The following is a 25,424-nucleotide window of genomic DNA, read 5'->3' on the forward strand; positions in this document are numbered from 1 at the left end:
GGGGCCTGCGACTGAGGGGCCTACGACGGGGGGAGCACCTGGGCCGAGCCGCCGTCCGTACGGACCCGGATCGTGCGGCCGGCGTCCGGGGCGGTGGGCACCCGTACGCCCTGACTGCCGCCGTCCGTAGCGGAGTCGACCGCGTACGGGCCGCCCGGCACCCGGACGACGACATTGCCGCCGGCACTGCCGATGTCCACGGAGTCGGGGGCCTGGGCGAAGCCCGCCGTCACCTTGCCGCCGTCGGAGCGCGCGGTCAGCCGGCCCGCGACCGCCTGGTCCACCGTGATGTCGCCGCCGTCGCTCGCCAGCGTCGCGGAGAGCGCCTTCGGCACCTCGACGCGGTAACTGATCTCACACGTCGAGCCGCCGAGGAAGCCGCCTCCGCAGTCCTTGGGGGCGGTCAGGACCAACTGCCCGCCCTCCTGGGTGTGCGAGGTCCGCGGCTTGTCGCCGTCGTACGTGAGCTTCTCGGTGACCTTCACCGATTTGCCACCGCCGACGACGACCTCGATGGAGCCGCCGGACGAGGTCACCTTCAGCGAGGTCACGGCCGCGTCGACGGTGTAGCCGGCCGATTCGGTGGTCGCGGCGCCGCAGCCGGAGAGGAGACCCCCGGCCAGCACGGCGGTCAGCGCGTACACGACCGGTGGGGTGCGGAGCGGACGCTTCATCGGGTCTCCCTGGGGCTGTGGGGGGCGAGTCGCACCCAAGGGTGCGAAGGGCACCTCCGCCCCCTCTATGGAAAACCTATATCCCGGCGAACAGGCCGCTACAGAAAGCCTGTAGGGACGACCGCGAAGCTGCCGCTCTTCGAGACCGGTCGAGACCGACCGACCGAGACCGACCGAGACCGAGACCGTGCCCCCGCGCTCGCGCCCGCGCCGCGCCCGTCCGCAAGGAGTACCACGAGATGAACAGCCGACGCGTGGAGAGGGTGGTGATCCTCGGTGGCGGAGCCGAGGGGTGGATGACCGCCGCCCATCTCGGGCAGGCCCTGGGCGGGACGGTCGACATCACCGTCCTGGAGAGCCCAGGCGACCGACCGGCCCCCGGGGCCGAGGGGTTCGCGACCCTGCCCCACTTCCACCGCTGTTTCTTCGACCTCCTCGGCGCCCGGGAGGAGGAATGGATGCGGGCCTGCGGGGCGACCTTCCGGACCGCGACCCGCTTCGTCAACTGGCGTACGGAGGGCCCGGCTTCGCCCGAGCCGCGGGCGCTGCCGGGCGGCGGCGAGGACCACTTCTACCACTCCACCGGACTGCTCCCCGACTGCGAGGGCCTGCCGCTGTCGCGGTACTGGCTGCTGCGCACCCGGGAGGGGCGGACCACCGAGCCGTTCGACTACGCCTGTTTCCGTGAACCCCCGCTGATGGACGCCCGGTTGGCGCCCCGCTGGCTCGACGGACGGGTGGCGACCAGATACGCCTGGCACGTCGACGGCACCCTGCTCGCCCGGTATCTGCGCACGCGGACGCTGCCGGCATCGGGCGTCCGAGCCGTCCAGGGCACCTTCGCCGGCGCCGACCGGGACGGTGCCGGCCGGGACGGCGGCGGCCTGGTGACGGCCCTGCGGACCGCCGAGGGGGACGTCCTGGAAGGGGACCTCTTCCTCGACTGCTCCGGCCCGGCCGCCGCGCTCCTCGGCGGGGTGCTGGGTGAACCCTTCGAGGGCCTGTCGGACGAACTGCTCTGCGACCGGGTCGTGGTCGCCCGGCTGCCCCACGACGAGACGGCGGGCGTCGTCGACCCGTACACCTCCGTCACCGCCCTGCCCTCGGGCTGGGCCTGGAAGATCCCGCTGCACCCCGGATTCACCGCCGGGCACGCGCACCACAGCGCGCTGACGACCGAGGAGGAGGCCGCCGCCGAGCTGGCCGGCCTCTGGGGCATCGACGCCGCCCGCGCCCGCTTCGAGACGGTCGGCGTGCGGGTGGGGCGGCTGCGCCGCGCCTGGGTCGGCAACACCGTCGCCGTCGGCCGGGCGGCCGGATCCCTCGGGCCGCTCCAGCCCACCGACAGCCACTTCCTGCTGGCCGCGCTGCACCGGCTTGTCACCCACTTCCCCGGCCGGGACCCCGACCCGGTGCTCGCCGAGCACTACAACCGGGAAGCCGCCGAACTCTTCGCGCAGTCACGGGACTTCGTCCAGGCCCACCTGGCGTTCGCGCCCCGCGCGGACACCCCGTTCTGGCGGGCGGTCAAGGGGCGGGAGCTGCCCGAGGGGCTACGGCACAAGGCCGCCGCCTACCGGGCGGGACTGCCGGTCGACCCGGCGGCGGACGAGGCCGCGTACTACGGAGCCTCCGGCCGGCCGGAGGCGGAACTGCGCGGCGTCTGGACCGACGGGCAGTACTACAGCGTGCTCACCGGCCTCGGCGTCGAGCCGGAGCGCCCGCTGCCCGCGCTCGCCCACCAGGCGCGGCAGGCCGCGGCGGCGGACGAGGTGTTCACCTCGGTCAAGCGTCAGCAGCGGATCCTCCTGGGGACGCTGCCGACGGCGTACGAGTACCTGCGGCGGTTGCACGGCTCCCGATGACGGGAGAGGGGGACGGCGGCCCGGCCGCCGTCCCCCTCTCGGCCGTCCAAGGGGCAGACCCTCGGCCGGTGGTGTCAGCCGGCGAGGAAGTCGTCGACCGTGACGCCGCGGCCCGCGCGTCCGGCCTCCTCGCGGACGTACTCGGCGAGCGCGATGTCGAGGACGCCCAGGCCGAAGGGGGAGTAGACGACGGGGCGGTCCTCCGTGCGCTCGACAGAGGCGGCGCCGCGCAGCAGGGCGCCGATGGAGGCGGTGACGAAGTCGCGGTTCCCGGTGGCCAGTTCGGCCAGGTGCAGGGAGGTCCGCTCGCGGACGGCGTGGTCGGCGTCGTCGACGATGTTGACGGCGCCGAGGATCGTCCCGACGGTGAGGTCGCGCAGCGAGATGTGCAGGACGGTGGCGCCGGGGAGGCAGGCGGACAGATCCGTGTGGGGCTCGCCGGCGGTGGTGGCGAAGGAGACGAGCGGGTGCGAGCCGAGGGCCTCGGTGAGGTCGGCGACGGCGGAGACCTTGACGGCGGGGACCTCCGCCGCGCAGATGCCGGTGAACGCCTCGGCGCGGGCCGGGTCCATGTCGTAGCAGACGGCCTCGGTCAGCCCGGGCAGCGCGGCGGCCAGGAAGCGCAGGATCTCCAGGCTGATGACACCGCAGCCGACGAGGACCACACCGGTCGGCGGGTGGCCCTCGGTCAGCACCCGGGCGGCGAGCGCGGCGCTGGCGGCGGTGCGCTTGGCCGAGATGACCGAGCCCTCCAGGAAGGCCGTGGGGCGGCCGTTCTCCAGGGAGTTGAGGGTGATGCTGGCGCTGGCCCGCTCCATGCCGGCCGCGACGTTGCCGGGGAAGGACGCGATCCACTTCATGCCCGCCACGGGGGCCGACCCGCCCCGGTAGGCCGGCAGACCGATGATCCGGTCGCGCGCGTGACGCTCCTCCGGGAAGCGCAGGAAGGTCGAGTGGGGCAGCGCCGTGGCTCCCTCGTCGTGCAGCCGGTAGGCGTCGGCGACGAGCTCGATGATCTCCGTCTCGCGGCCCGCCAGGGTCTCCTGGACGTCGGAGCGCCGAAGAATCAGCATCACGGTTCCTTTCGATGGGTGAATCGTGCGGCGACCCTGACGGTGCCCTCTATACCGGATCTCTAATAGAACACGCATAGGGCGGCGGCCCACCCTGGCGTATCCCGAAAAAGCCACGACAGAGGGAAGGACAGAATGAGCCGTCCCATATTCCAGGGGATTCTGGACACCATCGGGAATACCCCGCTGGTCGAACTGGCGAATATGTTCCCGGGTTTCAACTCCCGGGTGTTCGCCAAGATGGAGAGGTTCAATCCGGGAGGGAGCGTGAAGGACCGGTCCGCGCTGGGCATGCTGCGCAGCGGGATCCGGGAGGGCCGGCTGATTCCAGGGCACTCGGTGGTGGTCGAGTCGAGTTCCGGGAACCTGGCGATCGGCATCGCGCAGATCTGCAAGTACTTCGGCATCGACTTCATCTGTGTCGTCGACGCGAAGACGACCGAGCAGAACCTCGCGCTGCTGGCCGCGTACGGCGCGCGGGTGGAGGTCGTACGGACACCCGATCCGGTGACCGGCGAGTACCTCGCAGCCCGGCTCGCCCGCGTCCGTGAGCTGGTCGCCTCGGTGCCGGGGGCGTACTGGCCGAACCAGTACGCGAACCCGCTCAATCCGCGGGCGCACCACGACACCATGCGGGAGATCGCGGAGGCGCTGGACGGACGGGTCGACTACCTGTTCTCGCCGGTGTCCACCTTCGGCACGCTGCGCGGCTGCGCGGAGTACATCGGGGACCACGCGCTGACGACCACGGTCGTCGCGGTCGACGCGGTGGGCAGCGCCATCTTCGGCCAGCCGTACAGCCCGCGGATCATCCCCGGGCACGGTGCCGCGGTGACGCCGGCGCTGTTCGATCCCGCGGCGGCCGACGAGGTGGTGCACGTCACCGATCTCGACTGCGTGGTCTCCTGCCGCCGGATGGTGCATCACGAGGGAATTCTGATCGGCGGTTCCTCCGGGGCCGCGGTGGCCGCTCTGGAGAAGTTCCGCGAGTGGATTCCCGACGGTTCGAATGTCGTCCTGGTCTTCCCGGACGGCGGCGACCGTTACCTCGGCACCATTTATTCGGACCAATGGGTCGGCGAGCGTTTCGGCGAGGTCTCCCATTTGTGGAAGGGCGACTACGCCGACCCCGGGGGCGCCCGACTGCCCGCGGCCGCGACCAGCGCCTGATCCGTGGGGGATCAGGACGATGAGAACAGGGGTGACACCCATGAGTGCCGAGGACTTCTCCGATGTCTTCGACGCCGATGTGACGCACGTGTGGTGGGGAACGGTCGAGCGGCAGCCCGGACCCGACGCCCTCGCCGAACTCTCCGCGGCCGAACGTGCCTCGGCACGGGCGATGACCGAGGAGGCGGGCCGGAACTACATCGGAGCGCACGTGGCGGTACGCCGCATCCTGGGGGCTTACCTCGGCACGCCGCCGGCCGAACTCCAGTTCGGTCGGCGGCGCTGCCCGGAGTGCGGGGACGCCGAACACGGCGCCCCGCGCGTCACGTGGCCGGTGACGGACCTGAGCCACAGTCTGTCCCGCTCGGGACCGCACTGGCTGCTCGGGGTCACCGGCGGCGACCGCCGGATCGGCGTCGACCTGGAACAGGTACTGGGCTTCGACACGGAGCCGGTGGCACCGCTGGTGCTGTCGGACCGTGAACTCGCCCAGCTGCGCCGGGAGACGCATCCCACGGCCCAGCTCGCGGTCTTCCTGCGCTACTGGACCCGGAAGGAGGCCGTCCTCAAGGCCAGCGGCATCGGCCTGATCGCCGACGCCCGCGAGGTGGACGTCCACGGGCCGGACGGCGGCGGGCCCCTGCTCGTCTCCCACACGACGGCCGCCGGAGCGGACACCTGGGTGGTCGAGGACCTCGCGGTCGGCCCCGGCAGGTACGCCGCCATCGCGCGGGAGGCGGCCGCGGCCGGTCCGCTGCGACTGATCGAAAGACCACCTCCGGCCGGCCGGCAGTCCGCCGGGCCTCCCGGAACGGAACCCGATGTGAGAAGGAGTGCGCCGTGGCCGTCCGCCACCTTGTCTCTCTCGACGATCTGACCGACGACGACCTGCGCGCGATCGTGGCGCGCGGAGCGGAGTTCTCCTCCGGGCGGTCCTCGCCCGCCGGCGTGCTCGACGGCCTGATCGCCGGGATCTACTTCCGCCGTACGTCGACCCGCACCCGCACCGCGTTCTCCGCGGGCGCGCTGCGGCTCGGCGCGCGCATCGTCTCCTTCGCCGGCGGCGATCTGCAGACCAACACCGGGGAAACCAGCGAGGACACCGGCCGGGTCTTCTCCCGGATGCTGGACGTGCTGGTCGCGCGTACCGCCGACGACCCGGCCGAACTGCGGGCCTGGGCTGCCCAGTCGCGGATGTCGGTCGTCAACGCCATGACCGCCGACGAGCACCCCACCCAGGGGCTCACCGATCTGACCACGCTGCTGCGGCAGTTCGGACGGATCCAGGGGCTGCGGGTGCTGTACGTCGGCGAGGGCAACAACACGGCGGCGGCGCTCGCGCTCGGCCTCTCGCGGTTCGAAGGCGCCGTACTGGAGCTGCGGACCCCCGAGGGGTACGGGCTCGACGCGGACGTCGCCGCCCGGGCGCGGGCGAGTGCGGCGGCACACGGCTCCACGGTCGTCGAGCGGCACGACATGGCGGACCTCCCCGAGGACGCCGACGTGATCTACACGACCCGCTGGCAGACCACCGGAACCAGCAAGCCCGACGCCGACTGGCGGGAACGGTTCGCCCCGTTCCAGGTGACCGCCGCACTGTGGAGCGGCAGCCCGAAGGCCGTGTTCATGCACGACCTGCCCGCGCACCGCGGCGAGGAGGTCACCGCCGAGGTGCTCGACGGCGACCGGAGTATCGCCTTCGACCAGGCGGAGAACAAGATGCACAGTGCCATGGCCGTCCTCGAGTGGTGCCGCGGCGGTGCCCCGCGATGACGCTCCTGGACAAGCCGCGCTCGGAGCCGGAGCCGGATCGGGCGCCCGAACCGCTGCGCCGCAACCGGGACTTCCGGCTGCTGTGGACCGGTGCCGGGCTGTCGGCCCTGGGGCTGCGGGCCAGCGTGGCCGCGTACCCGCTGCTGATGATCTTCTTCGGGAACTCTCCCGCCGGAGCCGGTGTCGTCGGCTTCGCGGCTCTTCTGCCGCAACTGGTCGTCCAGTTGCCGGCCGGAGCGCTCATCGACCGGTGGGACCGCCGGCGGCTGCTGATCCTGTGCGACGTGGCCGGGTTGCTGGCCATGGCGGCGGTCACCGCGATGCTGCTCGCGGGCCGGCTGTGGCTCCCGCTGGTGGCGGCGGCGGCCTTCGTCGACGGCGCCGCCGGGCTCTTCTACCGGCTGGCCGAGCGGGCGGCGATCAGCCATGTCGTCCATCCCGACCATCTGACGGCGGCGCTCGGCCAGAACGAGGCGCGCGGCCAGGCGGCCGGGCTCCTCGGTCAGCCCGCGGCCAGCGGACTGTTCCAGTTCGGCCGCTGGCTGCCGTTCGCCTTCACCGCGCTCACCCATCTGACGGCGCTCTTCACGCTGTTGATGATCCGGCGGCCGTTGCAAGGGGAGCGCACCCCGAGCGCCACCTCGCTGCGCTCGGATGTGGCCGAGGGGCTGCGCTGGGTCGTACGGCAGCGCTTCATGCGGACCGCCGTGGTGCTGCTGGCCGGCAGCAATCTGCTGTTCCAGATCCTCATGCTGACATTCGCGCTCGTGGTCAAACAGGACGACGGCTCACCCCTGTCCATCGGCCTGATCGGCCTGGTCACGGGGCTCGGCGGGGTCGCCGGCGCGCTCACGGGCTCCAAGGCGGCGGGCCGGGCGGCACCGCGCGCGGTGCTGGCCGGGTCGCTCACGCTCTGGGCGGTGCTGATGGCACCGGTCGCCTTCGTCTCGGACCCGGTCGCCCTCGGGGCGCTGCTCGGCGGGATGAGCTTCGCCGGGGCGCTGATGAACGTGGTCGCCGGAGTCCATCAGATCAAGATCACCCCGGAGCATCTCCAGGGGCGGGTGACCAGTGTGTTCGCGCTGGTGGGCTCCGGTACGGCCTCGGCGGGCGCGCTCGTCGGCGGCTTCCTGCTGACCCTGTTCGGCACGTACGCCACCGCGCTCGGCATCGCCGGGGGCATGGGCCTGCTCGCCCTGGTGGCGCTGGTGTCACCGGCGCTGCGGGTCGTCCCGCGAAGAGGGGAAGCGGAAGCAGATCTGCCGGAGAACACCGATACCGCCCATAGCGAAGAAATATAGGCCCGCCTCCGAAGGTGGGACCGGTTGAGCAAGGAAGGAGCGAACGCATGGACAGCAAGGCGAACACGCTGTGGGCCCCCGCCGTCGTCACGCCGGAGGAGACCGGGACCGAGGCCAGTGCCCGGGGCCTGGCCGAGTACCTCGGCTCGCTGGAAGACCTCGGCGGTCTGCTGGCCCGGGAGAAGGCCCTGGTCTTCCGCGGGTTCGGCGTCGAACCGGGCGAGCTGGACGGGGTGATGGACCTGCTGCTGCCGAACCGGCTGGCGTATGTGCACGGCAACTCGCCCCGCACCAAGGTCGGTTCGAACATCTATACCTCGACGGAGTACCCGGCCGAGTTCAGCATCTCGATGCACAACGAGATGAGCTACGCCCACCAGTGGCCCGCCCGGCTGCTGTTCTACTGCGAGATGGAGCCGGCCACCGGCGGCGCCACCCCGGTCATCGACGGGACCCGCTGGCTCGCCTGTCTCGACCCGGAGGTGCGCGAGGCCTTCGCGGGCGGGGTCCGCTACAGCCAGAACCTGCACGGCGGCATGGGCCTCGGCAAGAGCTGGCAGGCGACCTTCGAGACCGAGGACCCGGCCCGGGTCGAGGAGTTCCTCGCCGGCACGGGCGCGGACTGGAAGTGGCAGCCGGACGGCTCGCTGCGCGTCAGCCAGCTGCGACCCGCGATCATCACCCATCCCGTCACCGGGGACGAGGTCTGGTTCAACCAGGCCGACCAGTGGCACCCCGCCGCGCTCGGCGACGACACCGCCAAGGCGCTGGCCGCGATCATGCCGCCCGAGGAGCTGCCGCAGTCCGTCACCTTCGCCGACGGCTCGCCCATCCCCGACGCGTACGTGATCCAGATCCGCGACCGGGGCCTCGACAACGCGGTGGACGTCGACTGGTACCGCGGCGACCTGCTGCTGATCGACAACGTGCTGGTCGGCCACGGCCGCCGGGCGTTCACCGGGCCGCGCCGGATCCTCGTCGCGATGACCGACTGACGGCCGACTGACGGCCGACCGATGACCGACTGACGATCGTCGGACAGGCAGACAGAAGACGGACAGGCAGGGCCTGCGGGCCGCTCGATCGCCCGACCGGGGCCTCCGCCGCCCGGCCTTCCTTGCCGCCCTTCCGGCAACGCGCCACCACCCCCCCAGGCAACCCGCCACCCAGGCATCCCGCCATTCCGGCATTCCGCCGTCACGCACACACGACAACCAGGAGACGACCGTGTCCGCTGAGAACACCGCCGCGCAGACCGAAGCCGCCACCCACCGCGTGGTCCTGAACACCGAGGAGCAGTACTCGATCTGGTGGACCGACCGCCCGCTGCCCGCCGGCTGGAGCGCCGAGGGCACCGAGGGCACCCGCGAGGAGTGCCTGGCCCACATCGGCGAGGTCTGGACGGACATGCGTCCGCTGAGCCTGCGCCGCCGCATGGACGCGATGGCCGGCTGACCCCGCGCCCCCACCCGGCCCGCGCCCCCACCCGGCCCCCGCCCCCACCCGGCCCCCGCCCCCACCCGGCCCCGGCCCCGCCTTACCACCTCCCGGCACCCGGCCCCACCCGGTCCCGGTCCCGATCCCCCTCGCCCCCTCGCCCCCTCGACCATTCCGACCACGCCGATCACGCCGATCACCAACGAGGAGCTTCAGAGACATGAATCCCGAGTCGCGTACGGGCGCCTCCCTCAGCGAGCCGCTGCTGGCTCACGAACTCGTAGCCGGCCGCGCAGCGGCGACTCCGGATGCCATCGCCGTCGTCGAGGGCGCGCGGGAGATCAGCTACGCCGAACTCGACGCCCGGGCCGGGCTGCTGGCCCGCCGGCTCCGCGGCATGGGCGTGGGCCCGGGTGCCGTGGTCGGCGTCTGCCTGCCCCGTTCCATCGAACTGGTGTCCACGCTGCTTGCCGTGTGGCGGGCCGGGGCCGGCTATCTGCCGCTGGACCCCGAGCAGCCCGCCGCGCGCTCCTCGCGGATGCTGAAAGCGGTCGGGGCCGGGTTCGTCGTCACCGAGTCCGACTGGGCGCACGTCGCGGCCGGTTCGGGCGCGGAGCCGCTGCTCCTGTCCACCGCCGGCGCGCTGCCGACCGAGGAGCCCCAGGTGCTGCCGGCCGGTCCGCTCGCCGAGGCGGGCCCGCTCGACATCGCGTACGTCATCTTCACCTCCGGCTCCACCGGCACCCCCAAGGGCGTCGTGGTCAGCCACGAGGGCATCGCCAATCGCATCGCCTGGGCGACCGGCACCCACGGCCTCGCGCCGGCCGACCGCGTCCTGCACAAGACCGCCGTCACCTTCGACGCCCATGTCTGGGAGGTCTTCGCGCCCCTGGTCAGCGGCGGCACCCTGGTCCTCGCCCCGGCGGGCGCCGAGCGCGACCCCGCGACCCTGCTGGAGGTCGTCGCCGAGCACCGGGTGACGGTGCTCCAGGTGGTTCCCTCCGTCCTGCGGCTCCTCGCCGAGGAACGGGGCTGGGAGCGCTGCGGGGCGCTGCGGCTGCTGTTCTCGGCGGGTGAGCCCCTGCAGGCCGAACTCGCGCAGCGGGTGCTGCGCCGGCTCGGCGACCGGGCCGCCGACGGCAGCTTCGAGATCTGGAACACCTACGGACCCACCGAGTGCGCGATCGACGTGACCGCGCACCGCTTCGAGCCCGCCCAGCACTCCGGCCCCGTACCCATCGGCCGCCCCATCGGCGGCATGCGTGTGATGATCGCGGACGCCGACGGCCGGCCGGTCCGGGCCGGCCAGGCGGGCGAACTGTACGCGGGCGGCGTGGGCGTGGCCCGCGGCTACCTCGGCAGCCCCGCGCAGACCGCCGAGCGCTTCGTGCCGGACCCGCTCGCCGAGGACGGCTCCCGGCTCTACCGCACGGGCGACCAGGTACGCCTGCGCGAGGACGGGGCACTGGAGTACCTCGGCCGCATCGACCACCAGGTCAAGATCAACGGTGTCCGGATCGAGCCGGGCGAGGTGGAGAGCGCGCTCAGCGCCCACCCCCGGATCCAGGGCGCCGTCGTCACCGCCTTCGCCGGACCCGACGGGGGCAAGCGGCTCGCCGCGTACGTCCTCGCACCGTCGGACGAGATCCTGGCGGGCCTGCGCGGCTTCCTCCAGGAGCGGCTTCCCGACACCCACATACCGGCCGTCTTCCTGCGCCTGGACGCCTTCCCGCTGACCGTCAACGGCAAGGTCGACCGCGCCGCGCTGCCCGCCCCCGAGCAGGGCGGCGCCGAGGACCGGCCCGAGGGACGCGAGCCGCGCACCGAGGCCGAGCGGCAGGTCGCCGCCGCGTGGCGGGAGCTGCTGAAGACCGAGCGGGTCTGCCTCGACGACGACTTCTTCGCCCTCGGCGGCACCTCCCTCCAGCTGGCCCGGCTGGCCGGCCGGCTGCGCGCCCTGTCGGGCCGCAAGGTCCAGCTGCGCGGACTGTTCGCCGCGACCACCGTCGAGGCGCAGGCCCGCCTGATCGCCCCGGAGCCGGTGCCGGTGCCGGAGTCGGGACAGGTGCCGGAGCCCGCCGGGACCGCCAAGACGGCGGCGACCCCCGCGACCCCCGAAGCCGACGAGCCGGCCATCCCCGCCGTCCCGCGCGACGGCCGCCCGCTGCCGCTCTCCTTCGGCCAGCGCCGGCTGTGGTTCCTGGACCGGATGAACCCCCAGAGCCCCGAGTGGGTGGCCGGCATGCTCCTCAAGGTGCCCGACGGCACCCATGTCGCCCATGTCCAGCGGGCCCTGAACGCCCTGGTGGAGCGGCACGAGGCGCTGCGCACCCGGTACGCGGTGGTCGAGGGCGAGTCCGTGCAGTACATCGCCGCCCCGCACCGCGTCGAGCTGCGCCATCTGCACGCGGATCGCGAGGAGTTCACCGCGATCCTCAAGGAGGAGTTCGGCCGGGGCTTCGATCTGGAGAACGGCCCGCTGCTGCGCGCCGCCCTGGTCCGGCTGCGCGGCGGCGACCACGTCGTCACGGTGGCGATGCACCACATCACCACCGACGGCTGGTCCTCGAACGTCCTGGAGCGCGAGTTCCACCAGTTCATCGCCGCCTACCGGGACGCCCGCGCCGAGCCGGACCTGCCTGCCCGGTCCATCGACTACGCCGACTACGCGGCCTGGCAGCGGGCCCGGCTGACGGACGAGGTCATCGCCGGGGAACTCGCCCACTGGCGAGGTGTGCTGGCCGGCTCCACACCGGTGGAGCTGCCGGCCGACCGGCCGCGCGCCGCCGTCCGCGACGGACGCGGCTCGGTCGTGCACTTCACGGTCCCGGAGGAGGTCGTCACCCGTCTGACCGCCCTGGGCCGAGGCCACGGCGCGACGCCGTTCACCACGCTGCTGACCGCGTACGCCACGCTGCTCGCCGCCCACACCGGACAGTGGGACGTGCCGGTGGGCACCCCGGTCGCCGGGCGCGAGCGCGCCGAGACCGAGAACGTCGTCGGCTTCTTCCTCAACAGCCTGGTGCTGCGCTGCGGCCTGGACGCGAAGCTGACCTTCCGCGAGGCGCTGGAGCGCGTCAAGCGGACCACCCGGGACGCCTTCGCCCACCAGGACCTGCCGTTCGAGCGGCTGGTCGAGGAGCTGGCGCCGGAGCGGGACCTGTCCCGTACACCGCTCTACCAGGTGGCCTTCGACCTGCACGACGAGTCGTTCAACGGCGCCGTCGAGGGCGACGAGGACATCCGTACCCTCCAGGAGATGTGGGGGATCGCCCACACCGACCTGACGCTGTACATGCGCCGCCACGACGACGGCACGATGTTCGCGAGCCTGGAGTTCGCGACCGCGCTGTACGACACGGCCACCATCGAGCGGCTCGCCGGACGCTTTCAGCGGCTGCTGGCCGCCGTCGCCGCCGACCCCGAGACCGTCCTCGGCGAGTGTGACCTGCTGCCCGCCACCGAGCGGGTGCGGCTCACCTCCGCGTGGGCGACGGCCCCGGCCGAGCCCGTCACCGACGCCGTCCACGAGATCTTCGCCGCGCAGGCGGTACGGACGCCCGGCGCGGTCGCCGTCGAGGAGGCCGGCCGCCAGGTCACGTACGCGGAGCTCGACGCCCGCGCCAACCGTCTCGCCCACCACCTGGCCGGGCTCGGCATCGGCCCGGAGTCGCGGGTCGGCGTGCTGCTCGACCGGGGCGCGGAGCTGACCGCCACCCTGCTGGCCGTCTGGAAGGCCGGCGGCGCCTACATCCCGATGGATCCGGCCTGGCCGGCCGAGCGGGTCTCCACGATGGCGGCCGGCGCGAGCGCCTCCCTCGTCGTGACCACCACCGGCTACGCGGACCGGTTCGCCGGATACCAGGGCGGCCTGGTCCTCACCGACGCGGACGGCGCCGAGACGGCCCTCGCCGCGCTGCCGGCCACCGCGCCGGGGGTCCCCGCCGACCTCGACCGGCTCGCGTACCTGATCTACACCTCGGGCTCCACCGGCCGTCCCAAGGGCGTCGCCGTGCCCCATCGGGGCCTGGCGAACCATCTGCGCTGGGCCGTGGACGAGCTGGTCGCACGGGGCACCGGAGGCAGCGCCGTCTTCTCCTCCACCGCCTTCGACCTGGCCGTGCCCAACGTCTGGGCGCCGCTGCTCGCCGGGCAGCGCGTGGTGATGATCCCGCAGGACACCGACCTCACCGAGCTGGGGGAGCGGCTGCTGGCCTCGGGCCCGTACAGCTTCCTGAAGCTGACCCCCGGACACCTGGACATCCTGACCGGGCAGCTGACGCCCGGGCAGTCGGCCGCGCTGGCCGGAGTGATCGTCGTCGCCGGCGAGGCGCTGCCGGGGCCGCTGGCCCGCGAGTGGGCCGAGCGGCTCGGCGCGGAGCGGCTGATCAACGAGTACGGTCCGACCGAGGCATCCGTCGGCACCTGTGTCCACCCGGTGCCCGAGGGCGAGCTGCCGCCGGTGGTCCCGATCGGCGCCCCGCTGCCCGGGATGGCGATGTACGTCCTGGACGAGGCGATGCGGCCGGTGCCGACCGGCTCGACCGGCGAGTTGTACGTCGGCGGAACGGGCGTGGCCCGGGGCTACGCCGAGGCCCCCGCACCGACCGCCGAGAAGTTCGTGCCGGACCCCTTCGGGGCGGCCGGGGCGCGGCTCTACCGCACCGGCGACCTGGCGCGCTGGCTCCCCGGCGGACACGTCGAGTTCCTGGGCCGTACCGACCACCAGGTCAAGATCCGCGGCTACCGGGTCGAGCCGGGCGAGGCGCAGGCCGTCCTCGCCGACCACCCGGGCATCCGCGAGGCCGTGGTGATCGCCCGTACCGACGACGCCGGAACGGTCCGGCTGGCCGGCTACTTCGTCCCGGCCGGCAACCCGGCGGACGGCGGTGAACTGGCCGCGTACTGTGCCGAGTCGCTGCCGGACTACCTGGTCCCGTCCTCGTTCACGGCGCTCGCCGCCATACCGCTGAACGCCAACGGCAAGCTCGACCGGGCGGCCCTGCCCGACCCGGTCCCCTCGGCGGCCCAGGCCGCCGAGGACGAGCCGGCCGGCCCGCTGGAGGAGCGCATCGCGGAGATCTGGGCCGAGCTGCTCGGCCGCCGGATCGGCGTACGCGAGAACTTCTTCATGGCCGGCGGCAACTCGATCCTCGCGATCCGTCTGATCGCGGCCATCCAGTCCGAGTTCGAGATCGCGCTGCCGGTCCGCGAGGTCTTCGAGCACCCGACCGTCGCCGGCCTGGCGAACGCCGTCGAGTCCCGTATCCGCGCCGAGATCGAGCAGCTGTCGGACGCCGAGCTGTTGGAGGAGCAGCGAGCATGAGCATTCAGGAAACGACTCCCACGCAAACGGCCGGAGCCCCGCGCGCCGACCGGTCCCCGTCCTCCGACGAGCTGCGCGCCGAGCTGCTGCGCCGCCGCCTCGCGGGCCGCCGCGGCCCGCGAGGCGGGGCCCCGCGCCCCGAGGGTGCCGCCCCGGCCGCCGGCATCCCGCGCGCCGACCGCTCCGCGCCGCTCCCGCTGTCCGCCGGACAGCAGCAGATGTGGTTCCTCAGCCGGCTGGCGCCGGACAGCGCCGAGTACCTGGTCCCGATGGTGCTGCGGCTGCGGGGCACCCTCGACCCCGAGGCCCTGGCCGCCGCCTGGCAGGCGGTCACCGACCGGCACGAGATCCTGCGCACCCGCTACGCCCTCGCGGGCGTCGACCCGGTCCAGCTCGTCGACCCGCCGGCCCTCGTCCCACTGCCGCTCGACGATCTGACCGGCGAGCCGGCCGCCGAGCGCGAGACGCTGGCCGCCGCGCTCGTCGAGCGCGAGCTGACCACCCCCTTCGACCTGGCCGCCCAGTGGCCCGCCCGGGCCCGGCTGATCCGGATCGCCGACGACGAGCACCTGTTCGCGGTGGTCTTCCACCACATCGCCTGCGACGCCTGGTCGACCCGGGTCTTCGCCGGCGAGATCGGCACCCTCTACACGCGTCACCTCACCGGGGACGCGACCCCGCTCGCCCCGCTCGACGTGCAGTACGCCGACTACGCGGCCTGGCAGCGCGAGCAGCTGTCCGGCCCCCTCCTGGAGCGCCACCTCGCGCACTGGCGGGAGCGGCTGACCGGCGCCCTGCCGGTGGAGGTGCCCACCGACCGGCCCCGGCCCGCGGTCCGCGACACCACCGGCGCGGACGTGCCCGTCACCTTCCCCGAGGGGCTGGCCGGCAAGGTCCGCGAGCTGGCGGCGGCCCGCGGCACCACCCCCTTCGCCGTGCTGCTCACCGCCTTCCAGGTGCTGATGGCCCGCTACACCGGACAGACCGACGTCTCCGTCGGCACCGTGGTCTCCGGCCGCGTCCGGCCCGAGCTCCAGAAGCTCATCGGCTACGGCATCAACACCCTGGTCATGCACGCCAGTTGGGCCGACGATCCGGGCTTCGGCGAACTACTCGACCGGACCCGCACCGCCGTGCTCGACGCCTTCGACCACCAGGCCGTGCCCTTCGCCCGGCTCGTGGACGAACTCCAGCCGGAGCGCGACATGTCGCGCACCCCGCTGCACCAGGTCGCCTTCACGATGCACGAGCGGCGTCTCGACGCGCTCGCCCTGCCCGGCCTGACCGTCGAGCAGTACGCCCGCCAGGACCGCGTCGCCAAGTACGAGCTCACCCTCCAGATCGAGGAGGGTGCCGACGGAGCGCTGGGCGGCGCCCTCAACTACGCCACCGCCCTGTTCGACCGGGCCACCGCGGAGCGGATGGCCGGACACCTGATGAACCTGCTGGGCGCGGCCACTGCCGACCCGGTGCTGCCGGTCTCCCGGCTGCGTCTGCTCGGCGACGCCGAACTCGCCGTCGCCACCGGCTCCTTGAGCGGCCGCAAGCCCGGTGTCCCGGTCGACCGCTGTGTGCACCAGGTCTTCGAGGAGCGGGCCGCCGCCACCCCCGACGCGATCGCCGTGACGGCGGGCTCCGTCCACCTCACCTACCGCGAGCTCAACGAGCGCGCCAACCGGATCGCCCACCAGCTGCGCGCCATGGGCGCCGGGCCCGAACAGCTCGTCGGCCTCTGCCTGGAGCGCGGCCCCGAGCTGATGCCCGCCCTCCTCGGCATCCTCAAGTCCGGCGCCGGCTATCTGCCGCTCGACCCGGCCAACCCGGCCGACCGGCTCGCCTACGTCATGGCCGACGCCGGCGCCCGGATCGTCATCGGCCAGGAGAAGACCGCCCCGGCGCTCGCCGACGCCAGGGGCGTCGAGACCCTGTTCGTGGACCGCGACGCCCACCTCGTCGAGGCCCGCCCCGCCACGAACCCCGAGCCCCTGGCCGGACCCGACGCCACCATCTACGTCATCTACACCTCGGGCTCCACCGGCCGCCCCAAGGGCGTCGTCCTGGAGCACGGCAACGTCCTGCGCCTGCTCACCACCGCCCACGAGCACTACGACTTCACCGCCGACGACGTGTGGACGATGTTCCACAGCTACGCCTTCGACGTCTCCGTGTTCGAGATGTGGGGCGCCCTGCTCCACGGCGGCCGGCTCGTCGTCGTCGGCCAGGACGTCACCCGCTCGCCCTCCGACTTCCTCGACCTGCTGGTCACGGAGCGGGCGACGGTGCTCTCCCAGACGCCGACCGCGTTCCGCTCGCTGATCGCTGCGGCCGGCTCCGGCGATCCGAGGATCGACGAACTGTCGCTGCGCGCGGTGGTGTTCGCCGGCGAGAAGCTGGAAGTCCCGGAGCTGCGGCCGTGGCTGGACCGGGTCGGCCCCGAAGGGCCCGCCCTGGTCAACATGTACGGCATCACCGAGACCACCGTGCACACCACCTACTACCTGATCGGGGAGGCCGACTTTGAGCCGCTCGCGGGCAACCGGGTGGGCCATCCGCTCAGCGACCTTTCGGTGTATCTGCTGGACGCCTCGGGCAACCCGGCACCGATCGGCGTCCCCGGTGAGATCCACGTCGGCGGCCCCGGAGTCGCCCGAGGCTATCTGGGCCGACCGGAGCTGACGGCCGAGCGGTTCGTCCCCGACCCGTTCGGCCCGCCCGGCGCCCGGCTGTACCGCAGCGGCGACGCCGCGCGCCGACTCCCCGACGGGAGCCTGGAGTTCATCGGCCGCATCGACAACCAGGTCAAGATCCGCGGCTACCGCGTGGAACTCGGCGAGATCGCCCACGCCCTCCTCGAACACCCCGGCGTCGGCGAGGCCGTCGTCCAGGTCCGCACCGACTCGGGCGAGCGGCAGCTCGTCGGCTACCTCGTCGAGCAGGCCCCCGGCAGCCTCCCGGAGCCGGGCGACCTGCGCACCCTGCTGCGGCGGACGCTGCCCGAGTACATGCTGCCCGCCGCGTTCGTCGCCCTCGACCGCATCCCGCTCACCGTCAACGGCAAGCTCGACCACCGGGCGCTGCCGGCCCCCGACACCACGTCGCTGCGCGGCGCGGGCGCCTACGTCGCGCCGCGTACCCCGGTCGAGGAGCGGGTCGTCGCGGTGTGGACCGAGGTGCTCGGCGTGGACCGGGTCGGTGTCGAGGACTCCTTCTTCGACCTCGGCGGCGACTCGATCCGGGCGATCGCCCTGGTCGGCGCCCTGCGCGAGGCCGGGTACGACGTGTCGGTGCGCGACGTCTTCGACTTCCGTACGGTCGCCCAGCTGTGCGAGTCGATCACCGGGAAGCCCGCGCTCGCCGCCGGCACCGAGACCGTCGAGCCGTTCGCGCTGATCGACGACGCGGACCGGGCGGCCGTCCCGGCCGGGGTCACCGACGCCTACCCGCTGTCCCAGATGCAGCTCGGCATGGTCGTCGAGATGCTCGCCGACACCAGCCGCAACCTCTACCACAACGTCTCCACCTTCAAGATCCGTGACGAACGGCCCTTCGACCCGGCGGCCTTCGACGAGGCCGGCCGGATCGTGACCGCCCGCCACGAGGTGCTGCGCACCTCGATCGCCCTGACCGGCTACTCCCGGCCCATGCAACTCGTGCACGCCGAGGCCGAGATGCCGCTCGGCTGGCAGGATCTCGGCGGGCTGGACGCCGCCGAAGTCGACCGCGCGCTGCGCGCCTTCACCATCGAGGAGCGGGCCCGGGTCTTCGACCTCGCCGTGCCCGGCCTGATGCGCTTCCACGCCCACCTCACGGACGACGGCACCGGCTGGTGGATCTCGGTCACCGAATGCCACCCGATCCTGGAGGGCTGGGGCCACCACTCGCTGCTCATGGAGCTGATCGAGGTCTACCAGGCGGTCCGCGACGGCGTGGAGCCGGAGCCCTTCGACGCCCCCCGTGTGCGCTTCGCCGACTTCATCGCCGGTGAACTGCGCGCCGTGGACTCGGCGGAGGACCGCGCGTACTGGCAGTCGGTCGTCACCGAGCACGCCCCGCTGCGGCTGCCCGAGGGCTGGGGCGACAGCCCCGAGACGCCCCGCGAGACCGTGCAGGCGGCCATCGTCTGGACCGACCTGGAGCAGGGGCTGCGCTCGCTCGCCGCCCGCGCCGGGACCTCGCTGAAGAGCGTGATGGTCGCGGCCCACCTGGCCGTGATGAGCCGGCTCACCCGTGAGGAGGCCTTCCACACCGGCCTCGTCTGCGACGCCCGGCCCGAACTCCTGGGCGCCGACCGGGTGCTGGGCATGTACCTCAACACCCTGCCGCTCGCCCACGACGGCTCCGCCCGTACCTGGGACGAGCTGGTCCGGCAGGTCTTCGCCCGCGAGGTCGGCCTCTGGGGCCACCGCCGCTACCCGATGGCCGCCATCCAGCGGGAGTGGGGCGGCTCGCGCCGGCTGCTCGACGTGTACTTCAACTACCAGGACTTCCGGCAGGTGGACGCCGGTCTGGTGGACCACGAGGGCGGCATCGACGACAGCCCGTCCGAGTTCCCGCTGACCGTCTCCTCCCGCGTCGGCCACATCATCGTCACCTGCGAGTCGCACTCGGTGAACCAGGCGAACGCCGAACGCCTTGTGGCCATGTACCGCAAGGTCCTGGAAGCCATGGCCACCGACCCGGACGGCGACGCCACGATCGACCTGCTCTCCGAGGAGGAGCGCGGCCACCTGCTGACCGGCGTCAACGACACCACCGTGGCCCGCGGCCCGGCCACCGCCTACGACCTGTTCGCCGAGCGGGCCGAGCGAGCCCCGGACGCCGTCGCCCTGCTGTGGGGCGGCCGGGAGTATTCGTACGGCTGGCTGCTCGGCCACGCCGAGCACTACGCGCGGCGGCTGAGCGCCCTGGGCGCCGGCCCCGAGTCGGTGGTCGGGCTGCTGCTCGACCGCACCCCGGAGCTGGTCGCGGCGATGCTCGGCACCTGGCGCACCGGCGCCTCGTACGTGCCGCTCGACCCGGCCTTCCCCGCCGACCGGATCGGCTACGTGCTGTCCGACGCGGGCGCGGGGCCGGTGGTCACCGAACCGGCGCTCGCCGTGCTCCTCGACGGGGTGCACGACGGCCCGTGCCTGCTGACCGAGGCGAACGCCAACGACACCGACAGCGCGGCCGAAGCCGCGAACGCCCCCGCCACGGAGCGCGGCCGCGCCGAGTCCGGCCACCTCGCGTACACCCTCTACACCTCGGGTTCCACCGGCCGCCCCAAGGGCGTCGGCATCGCCCACGCCGCCCTCGCCAACCTGCTCCAGGCGATGGCCGAACAGCTCGGCTCCACCGGCGCCGACACCTGGCTCTCGCTGACCTCCGTCTCCTTCGACATCTCGGGTCTGGAACTCTTCCTGCCGCTGGTCACCGGCGGACGCCTGGTGCTCGCCGACAGCCTGGACACCAAGGACGGCTCCGCCCTCGCCCGCCTTGTCGAGCGGCACGGCATCACCCACGTCCAGGCCACGCCCTCGGGCTGGAACCTGCTGCTGCGCTCGGGCTTCGAGCGGTCCGCCGTCACCGCCCTCACCGGCGGCGAGGCGCTGCCCGCCGAACTCGCCGCCGAACTGCGCTCCCGGGTGGACCGGCTGGTCAACGTCTACGGACCCACCGAGACGACCATCTGGTCGACCAGCTGGGAGGTGACCGAGGACGCGAGCCGGATCTCCATCGGCCGCCCGATCGCCAACAACACCGTGTACGTCCTGGACGCGCGGCTGCGCCCGGTGCCCGCCGGCGTCCCCGGCGAGCTGTACATCGGCGGCGACGGACTGGCCCGCGGCTACCGTAACCTGCCCGCGCGGACCGCCGAGTTCTTCGGCCCCGACCCGTTCTCGGCCGTGCCCGGCGCCCGGATGTACCGCACCGGCGACATCGTCCGGATGCGCGCCGACGGCACCCTGCTGTACATCGGCCGCGCCGATAACCAGGTGAAGATCCGCGGCGTGCGCATCGAGCCCGGCGAGATCGAGGCCGCGCTGACGACCCTGCCGGGCGTCGCGCACACCGCCGTCACCGTCCGCGGGGACACCCCCGGCGACAAGCGCCTGATCGCCTACGTCGTCCCGGCGGCCGGCGAGAACGTCGAACCCGGCGGGCTGCGCCGGCGGCTGGCCGGTCTGCTGCCCGAGGCGATGCTGCCCTCCGGTTACGTCGTGCTCGACGCGCTGCCGCTGAACGCCGCCGGCAAGATCGACCGCAAGGCGCTGCCCGCGCCCGAGAGCGACGCGATGACGGCCGGCGACTACACGGCCCCCCGCACCCCGGCCGAGGAGCGGATGGCCGCGGTGTGGGCCGAGGTCCTCGGCGCCGACCGGGTCGGCGTCCAGGACGCCTTCTTCGACCTCGGCGGCGACTCGCTGCGGGCCGTCAACCTGGTCGGCGCCCTGCGCGCCGCCGGATACGACATCGCGGTCCGCGACGTCTTCGAGCGGCGCACCGTCGCGGGTCTCACCGAGGCCGCCGCGAGCCGCCCGGCGCTGACCGACGGCATCACCGCCGTGGCCCCGTTCGCCCTGCTCGGGGCGGACGACCGGGAACGGGTGCCCACCGGCGTCGCCGACGCCTACCCGGCGTCCCAGCTCCAGCTCGGCATGCTGGTGGAGATGCTCGCCGACCTCAGCGGTTCCACGTACCACCAGTGCGTCTCCATCCGCGTCACCGACGACAAGCCCTTCGACGAGGCCGCGCTGCGCGCCGCCGTCGCGGACGTCACCGCCCGCCACGACGTGCTGCGGACCTCCTTCGACCTGACCGGCTTCTCCCAGCCGATGCAGCTGGTGCACGAGACCGTCGGCATCCCCGTCGGCGTGCACGACCTGCGCGGACAGGACGAGGCCGGGCGGGAGGCGGCGCTCGCCGCCTTCCTCGCCGCCGAGCGGGCCGACGGCTTCGACCCGGCGCGGGCGCCGCTGCTGCGGGTCGCGGTGCACCTGGAGAGCGACGCCGCCTGGCGGGTCACCTTCAGCCAGCCGCACGCGATCACCCAGGGCTGGGGCCAGTTCGCCCTGGTCACCGAACTGGTCGACCGCTACCGGGAGATCCGGGACGGCCACGCGGAGGACTCGGCCTACCAGGCGCCCCCGATCCGCTACGCGGACTTCGTCGCCGGCGAGCTGGCCTCGCTCTCCGAGGGCGTGGACAGCGCGTACTGGAAGGGCGTCACGCACGGCTACGCGCCGCTGCGGATCCCGGCCGGCTGGGGCGAGTCCGGCGAGCGCCGCACCCATGTGGTGCCGGTCGACCTGACCGACCTGGAGGAGCCGCTGCGCGCCTTCGCCTCGCGCTCCCGGGTCTCCGTCAAGAGCGTGCTGCTGGCCGCCCACCTCAAGGTGATGAGCCAGCTCACCGAGGAGGAGGCCTTCCACACCGGCCTCGTCGTCGACGCGCGGCCCGAACTCCTGGGCGCCGACCGGGTGCTGGGCATGTACCTCAACACGCTGCCCTTCGCGTACGACCGCTCGGCCCGTACCTGGGACGAGCTGGTGCAGCGGGTCTTCGCCCGCGAGGTCGGCCTGTGGGGTCACCGCCGCTACCCGATGGCCGCCATCCAGCGGGAGGCCCCCGGCGCACAGCGGCAGATCGACGTCCTGTTCAACTACCACGACCTGCGGCTGTTCGACAGCGACCGGATCGACGCCGGATCGAGCGTCGGCGAGACGACCACCGAGTTCGCGCTCACCGTCGCCACCGGCGGCCGGGGCCTCAACCTCACCGCCGACTCGCGGTTCCTGAGCCGCGCGAACGGCGAGCGGCTGGCCCGGATGTACCGCGCGGTCCTCGCCGCCATGGCGGCCTCGCCGGACGGCGACCCGCGCCTGACCTACCTGGGCGAGGCGGAGGAGGAGCGGCTGCGCTCCTTCACCGAGACCGGCCGCGAGCCCGCCTGGGTGGCGGTCGAGGAGGAACTGGACCGGTACGCGGCCCAGGACCCGGGCCGCACCGCGCTCACCGCCGACGACGTGGAACTCTCGTACGCCGAGGTCACCGCCCAGGCCAACCGGCTCGCGCACCACCTGCGTTCGCTCGGGGTCGGCCCGGACACCGTCGTGGCGATCCACGCCCGGCGCTCCCCGGCCACCGTCCTCGCCGCCCTCGCGGTGCTCAAGGCGGGCGGCGCCTGGCTGCCGCTCGACCCGGCGCTGCCGGCGGAGCGGCTGGCGTACATGGCCGAGGACGCGAACGCCGCCGTGCTGCTCACCGAACTGGCCCTGGACGGCCTGGACATGACGGCCGTCCGGCTGAACCGGCCGGCGACCTGGGCGCACCACCCGGCCACCACACCGGCGCCGGTCGCGGACCCCGACCACCTCGCGTACGTCATCTACACCTCCGGCTCGACCGGCAAGCCCAAGGGCGTGCACGTCACCCGGCGTGGCATGGCCAACCATCTGCTCGCGAAGGCCGAGGACCTTCAGCTCACCGAGGCCGACTCGGTCGTGCAGAACGCTTCGATGTCCTTCGACATCTCGGTGTGGCAGATGCTCGTCGCCTTCGTCGTCGGCGGCCGGGTGCGCGTCGTCGACGAGACGGCGGCCGTGGACCCGGCGGCCCTGTTCGGCCGGACCGCCGACGAGCGGATCACCATCCTGGAGGTCGTGCCGTCGCTGCTGCGCGCCGCGCTCGACGCCTGGGACGCGGGCCTGATCGCCCTCGCCCTGCCCGATCTGCGGCGGATGGTGGTCACGGGCGAGGCGCTGCCGCCGGACCTGTGCCGGCGCTGGTTCGCCCGCTTCCCGGACATCCCGATGGTCAACGCCTACGGTCCGACCGAGTGCTCGGACGACATCACGCACGCCGTGGTGCGGGCCGGCGACCCGGTCGGCGAGGCGCGGGTCACCATAGGCCGGCCGGTGCGCAACACCCGCCTGTACATACTGGACGCGGCGATGTCCCCGGTCCCGGTGGGCGTGCCCGGCGAGCTGTACGCCGGCGGCACCGGGGTCTCGCGCGGCTACGGCGGCCGCCAGGCGCTGACCGCCGAGCGGTTCCTGCCCGACCCGTTCGGCCCGGCCGGCTCCCGGCTGTACCGCACCGGCGACGTGGCCGCGTGGAACGAGGACGGCAGCATCGAGTTCCTCGGCCGGGTCGACCACCAGGTCAAGGTGCGCGGCGTGCGGATCGAACTCGGCGAGATCGAGGCCGCGCTGACCGCCCTGGACACCGTCGCGGACGCGGCGGTCGCGGTCCTGCCGGGCCCGCTCGGCCACGACCAGCTCATCGGCTACGTGGTGACCGCCGACGGCACCGCCCCGGACCCGGCCGAGCTGCGCGAGCGCCTTGCCCAGGCGCTGCCCGAGGCGATGATCCCGGCGGGCTATGTGACGCTGCCCGCGCTGCCGCTGACCCCCAACGGCAAGGTGGACCGCAAGGCGCTCCCGGAGCCCGCCGAGTGGTCGGCCGGCGGGGACCGCCCGTACACCGAGCCCGCCACCGACACCGAGCGGCGGATCGCGGCCATCTGGTCGCAGACGCTCGGCATCGCGCGGATCGGCCGCGAGGACGGCTTCTTCCGGCTCGGCGGCGACTCGATCCTGGTGATCCGGGTGATCGCGGCCGGCCGCCGGGCGGGGCTGGAGATCTCGTTGTTCCTGCTCTACCAGCACGACACCCTGGCCGCCCTGGCGGCGGCCGTGGACGCGGCGGTGGTCACGGCCGCGGCCGAGGCCGCGCGGGCCGAGACGCTGTCCCGGCCGGCGGCCCCGGAGCGGGACAGCGGCCGGGTGTTCGACCCGGAGGCGGTACGGGAGGCCCTTGCCGCGAGCGGGGTGCCGGGCGCGAGCCTTGCCGTGATCGAGGGCGGCGAACTGGTCGCCCTGGAGAGCATCGGCACCCTCGCGGCGGACTCCGACGAGCCCGTCACGCCCGACACGCTCTTCCAGACCGGCTCCTGGGGCAAGCACGTGACGGCCTTCGCCGTCCTGCGCCTGGTCGACCAGGGCGTGCTGGACCTGGACGCGGACGCCGACACGTATCTGCGCGACTGGCGGCTGCCCGCCGGCGAGCGGCCGGTGACCGCCCGTCATCTCCTCAGTCACCTCGGCGGACTCGCCGAGACCCCCCGCCACGGGATCCGGCGGGGACAGCCGGTGCCGGACCTCGCCGACCTGCTGCGCGAGGGCGTCATGCCGGAGCGGCCCGCCGGGGAGACGTTCCACAAGTCCAACGCCCACTACTCGGTCCTGGAGCGGCTCCTGACCGATGTCACCGGCGAGTCGTTCGAGGCGCTGACCCGGCGCCTGGTCTTCGACCCCCTCGGCATGGCGGGCAGCAGCTTCGACCAGTCCTTCCCGTCGTACGCCGGACGGCCCGTGGCCCTCGGCCACGACGAGCACGGCCGCACCCTCGAGGGCGGCTGGCTGATTCAGCCAGAGCTTGCCGCGGCCGGACTGTGGAGCACCGCGGCCGACATGGCCCGGTTCGAACTGGAGCTGCGCCGCTCCTACTTGGGCCGTCCGCTGGCCCTGCTGTCGAAGGAGAGCGCGCGCCAGATGCTCACCCCGCACAGCGACAGCTTCTACGGCCTCGGCACCATCGTCGACGCCGGCGGAGCGGAGGTGGAGTACGGCCACGGCGGGTCGCCCGGCGGCTACCAGGCCATCTCCATGAACCGGCTGCACCACGGCGGCGGCGCCGTCGTGCTGACCAACGGCGAGTTCAGCGAGCTCGTCCTGAAGGCGGTGGGCATCGACCGCTGACCGGCGAACCGCGGTGAGGGCCCGGGTGAGGGCCCCGGGTGAAGGCCCGCGCAGAAGCGGTAT

General features: G+C 73.5%; 11 protein-coding genes. 9 read left to right on the forward strand and 2 right to left on the reverse strand.

The genetic code is table 11. The features are described from left to right. Positions 1-20: 20 nt before the first annotated feature. Entirely contained in the window at positions 21-674 is a 654-nt protein-coding gene (locus ABZ990_RS16165; protein ID WP_361231263.1) for a hypothetical protein, read from the reverse strand. Positions 675-913: 239 nt separating this feature from the next. Here ABZ990_RS16165 and ABZ990_RS16170 point away from each other — a divergent pair, with 239 nt between their 5' ends. Then, positions 914-2,539 carry a tryptophan halogenase family protein gene (locus ABZ990_RS16170; RefSeq protein WP_361231264.1) on the forward strand — a complete coding sequence of 542 codons (1,626 nt, stop codon included), beginning with the start codon at positions 914-916 and terminating at the stop codon, positions 2,537-2,539. Between the two features lie 74 nt (positions 2,540-2,613). Here ABZ990_RS16170 and sbnB read toward each other — a convergent pair whose 3' ends face one another. Next, positions 2,614-3,612, reverse strand: a complete 999-nt coding sequence (gene sbnB, locus ABZ990_RS16175; RefSeq protein WP_361231266.1) for a 2,3-diaminopropionate biosynthesis protein SbnB — start codon at positions 3,610-3,612, stop codon at positions 2,614-2,616. A 135-nt stretch (positions 3,613-3,747) separates the two neighbouring features. On the opposite strand from sbnB, the gene sbnA reads away from it, so the two are divergent. The 8 genes from sbnA to ABZ990_RS16215 all read left to right on the forward strand — a co-directional run bounded on the left by sbnA (position 3,748) and on the right by ABZ990_RS16215 (position 25,361). Continuing rightward, entirely contained in the window at positions 3,748-4,782 is a 1,035-nt protein-coding gene (gene sbnA / locus ABZ990_RS16180) for a 2,3-diaminopropionate biosynthesis protein SbnA (RefSeq protein WP_361231268.1), read from the forward strand. A gap of 40 nt (positions 4,783-4,822) precedes the next feature. Then, positions 4,823-5,659, forward strand: a complete 837-nt coding sequence (locus ABZ990_RS16185) for a 4'-phosphopantetheinyl transferase superfamily protein (protein WP_361231270.1) — start codon at positions 4,823-4,825, stop codon at positions 5,657-5,659. Then, entirely contained in the window at positions 5,623-6,555 is a 933-nt protein-coding gene (locus tag ABZ990_RS16190; protein ID WP_361231271.1) for an ornithine carbamoyltransferase, read from the forward strand. The genes ABZ990_RS16185 and ABZ990_RS16190 overlap by 37 nt, the downstream gene beginning before the upstream one ends. Continuing rightward, the gene (locus ABZ990_RS16195) at positions 6,552-7,856 is read left to right on the forward strand and encodes an MFS transporter (protein WP_361231273.1); all 1,305 of its coding nucleotides are present in this window, start codon (positions 6,552-6,554) and stop codon (positions 7,854-7,856) included. The genes ABZ990_RS16190 and ABZ990_RS16195 overlap by 4 nt, the downstream gene beginning before the upstream one ends. Positions 7,857-7,903: 47 nt before the next feature. Next, complete coding sequence (locus tag ABZ990_RS16200; protein ID WP_361231275.1) at positions 7,904-8,851, forward strand: TauD/TfdA family dioxygenase; 948 nt, start codon at positions 7,904-7,906, stop codon at positions 8,849-8,851. A 232-nt stretch (positions 8,852-9,083) separates the two neighbouring features. Next, positions 9,084-9,311, forward strand: a complete 228-nt coding sequence (locus ABZ990_RS16205; protein ID WP_361231277.1) for an MbtH family NRPS accessory protein — start codon at positions 9,084-9,086, stop codon at positions 9,309-9,311. 202 nt (positions 9,312-9,513) lie between these two features. Beyond that, positions 9,514-14,619, forward strand: coding sequence for an amino acid adenylation domain-containing protein (locus tag ABZ990_RS16210; protein WP_361231279.1), 5,106 nt, complete (start codon positions 9,514-9,516; stop codon positions 14,617-14,619). Beyond that, on the forward strand, positions 14,616-25,361 hold the full coding sequence (locus ABZ990_RS16215) for an amino acid adenylation domain-containing protein (protein WP_361231281.1): 10,746 nt from the start codon (positions 14,616-14,618) through the stop codon (positions 25,359-25,361). The genes ABZ990_RS16210 and ABZ990_RS16215 overlap by 4 nt, the downstream gene beginning before the upstream one ends. Positions 25,362-25,424 lie beyond the last annotated feature (63 nt).

Source organism: Streptomyces sp. NPDC046203 (genome assembly GCF_040646255.1).
Classification (GTDB): domain Bacteria; phylum Actinomycetota; class Actinomycetes; order Streptomycetales; family Streptomycetaceae; genus Streptomyces.

What these genes read in the sequence shown, in the direction of transcription:
- ABZ990_RS16165 (WP_361231263.1), bottom strand. Translation starts at nt 674, where the DNA reads ATGAAGCGTCCGCTCCGCACCCCACCGGTCGTGTACGCGCTGACCGCC.
- ABZ990_RS16170 (WP_361231264.1), top strand. Translation starts at nt 914, where the DNA reads ATGAACAGCCGACGCGTGGAGAGGGTGGTGATCCTCGGTGGCGGAGCC.
- sbnB (WP_361231266.1), bottom strand. Translation starts at nt 3,612, where the DNA reads ATGCTGATTCTTCGGCGCTCCGACGTCCAGGAGACCCTGGCGGGCCGC.
- sbnA (WP_361231268.1), top strand. Translation starts at nt 3,748, where the DNA reads ATGAGCCGTCCCATATTCCAGGGGATTCTGGACACCATCGGGAATACC.
- ABZ990_RS16185 (WP_361231270.1), top strand. Translation starts at nt 4,823, where the DNA reads ATGAGTGCCGAGGACTTCTCCGATGTCTTCGACGCCGATGTGACGCAC.
- ABZ990_RS16195 (WP_361231273.1), top strand. Translation starts at nt 6,552, where the DNA reads ATGACGCTCCTGGACAAGCCGCGCTCGGAGCCGGAGCCGGATCGGGCG.
- ABZ990_RS16200 (WP_361231275.1), top strand. Translation starts at nt 7,904, where the DNA reads ATGGACAGCAAGGCGAACACGCTGTGGGCCCCCGCCGTCGTCACGCCG.
- ABZ990_RS16210 (WP_361231279.1), top strand. Translation starts at nt 9,514, where the DNA reads ATGAATCCCGAGTCGCGTACGGGCGCCTCCCTCAGCGAGCCGCTGCTG.
- ABZ990_RS16215 (WP_361231281.1), top strand. Translation starts at nt 14,616, where the DNA reads ATGAGCATTCAGGAAACGACTCCCACGCAAACGGCCGGAGCCCCGCGC.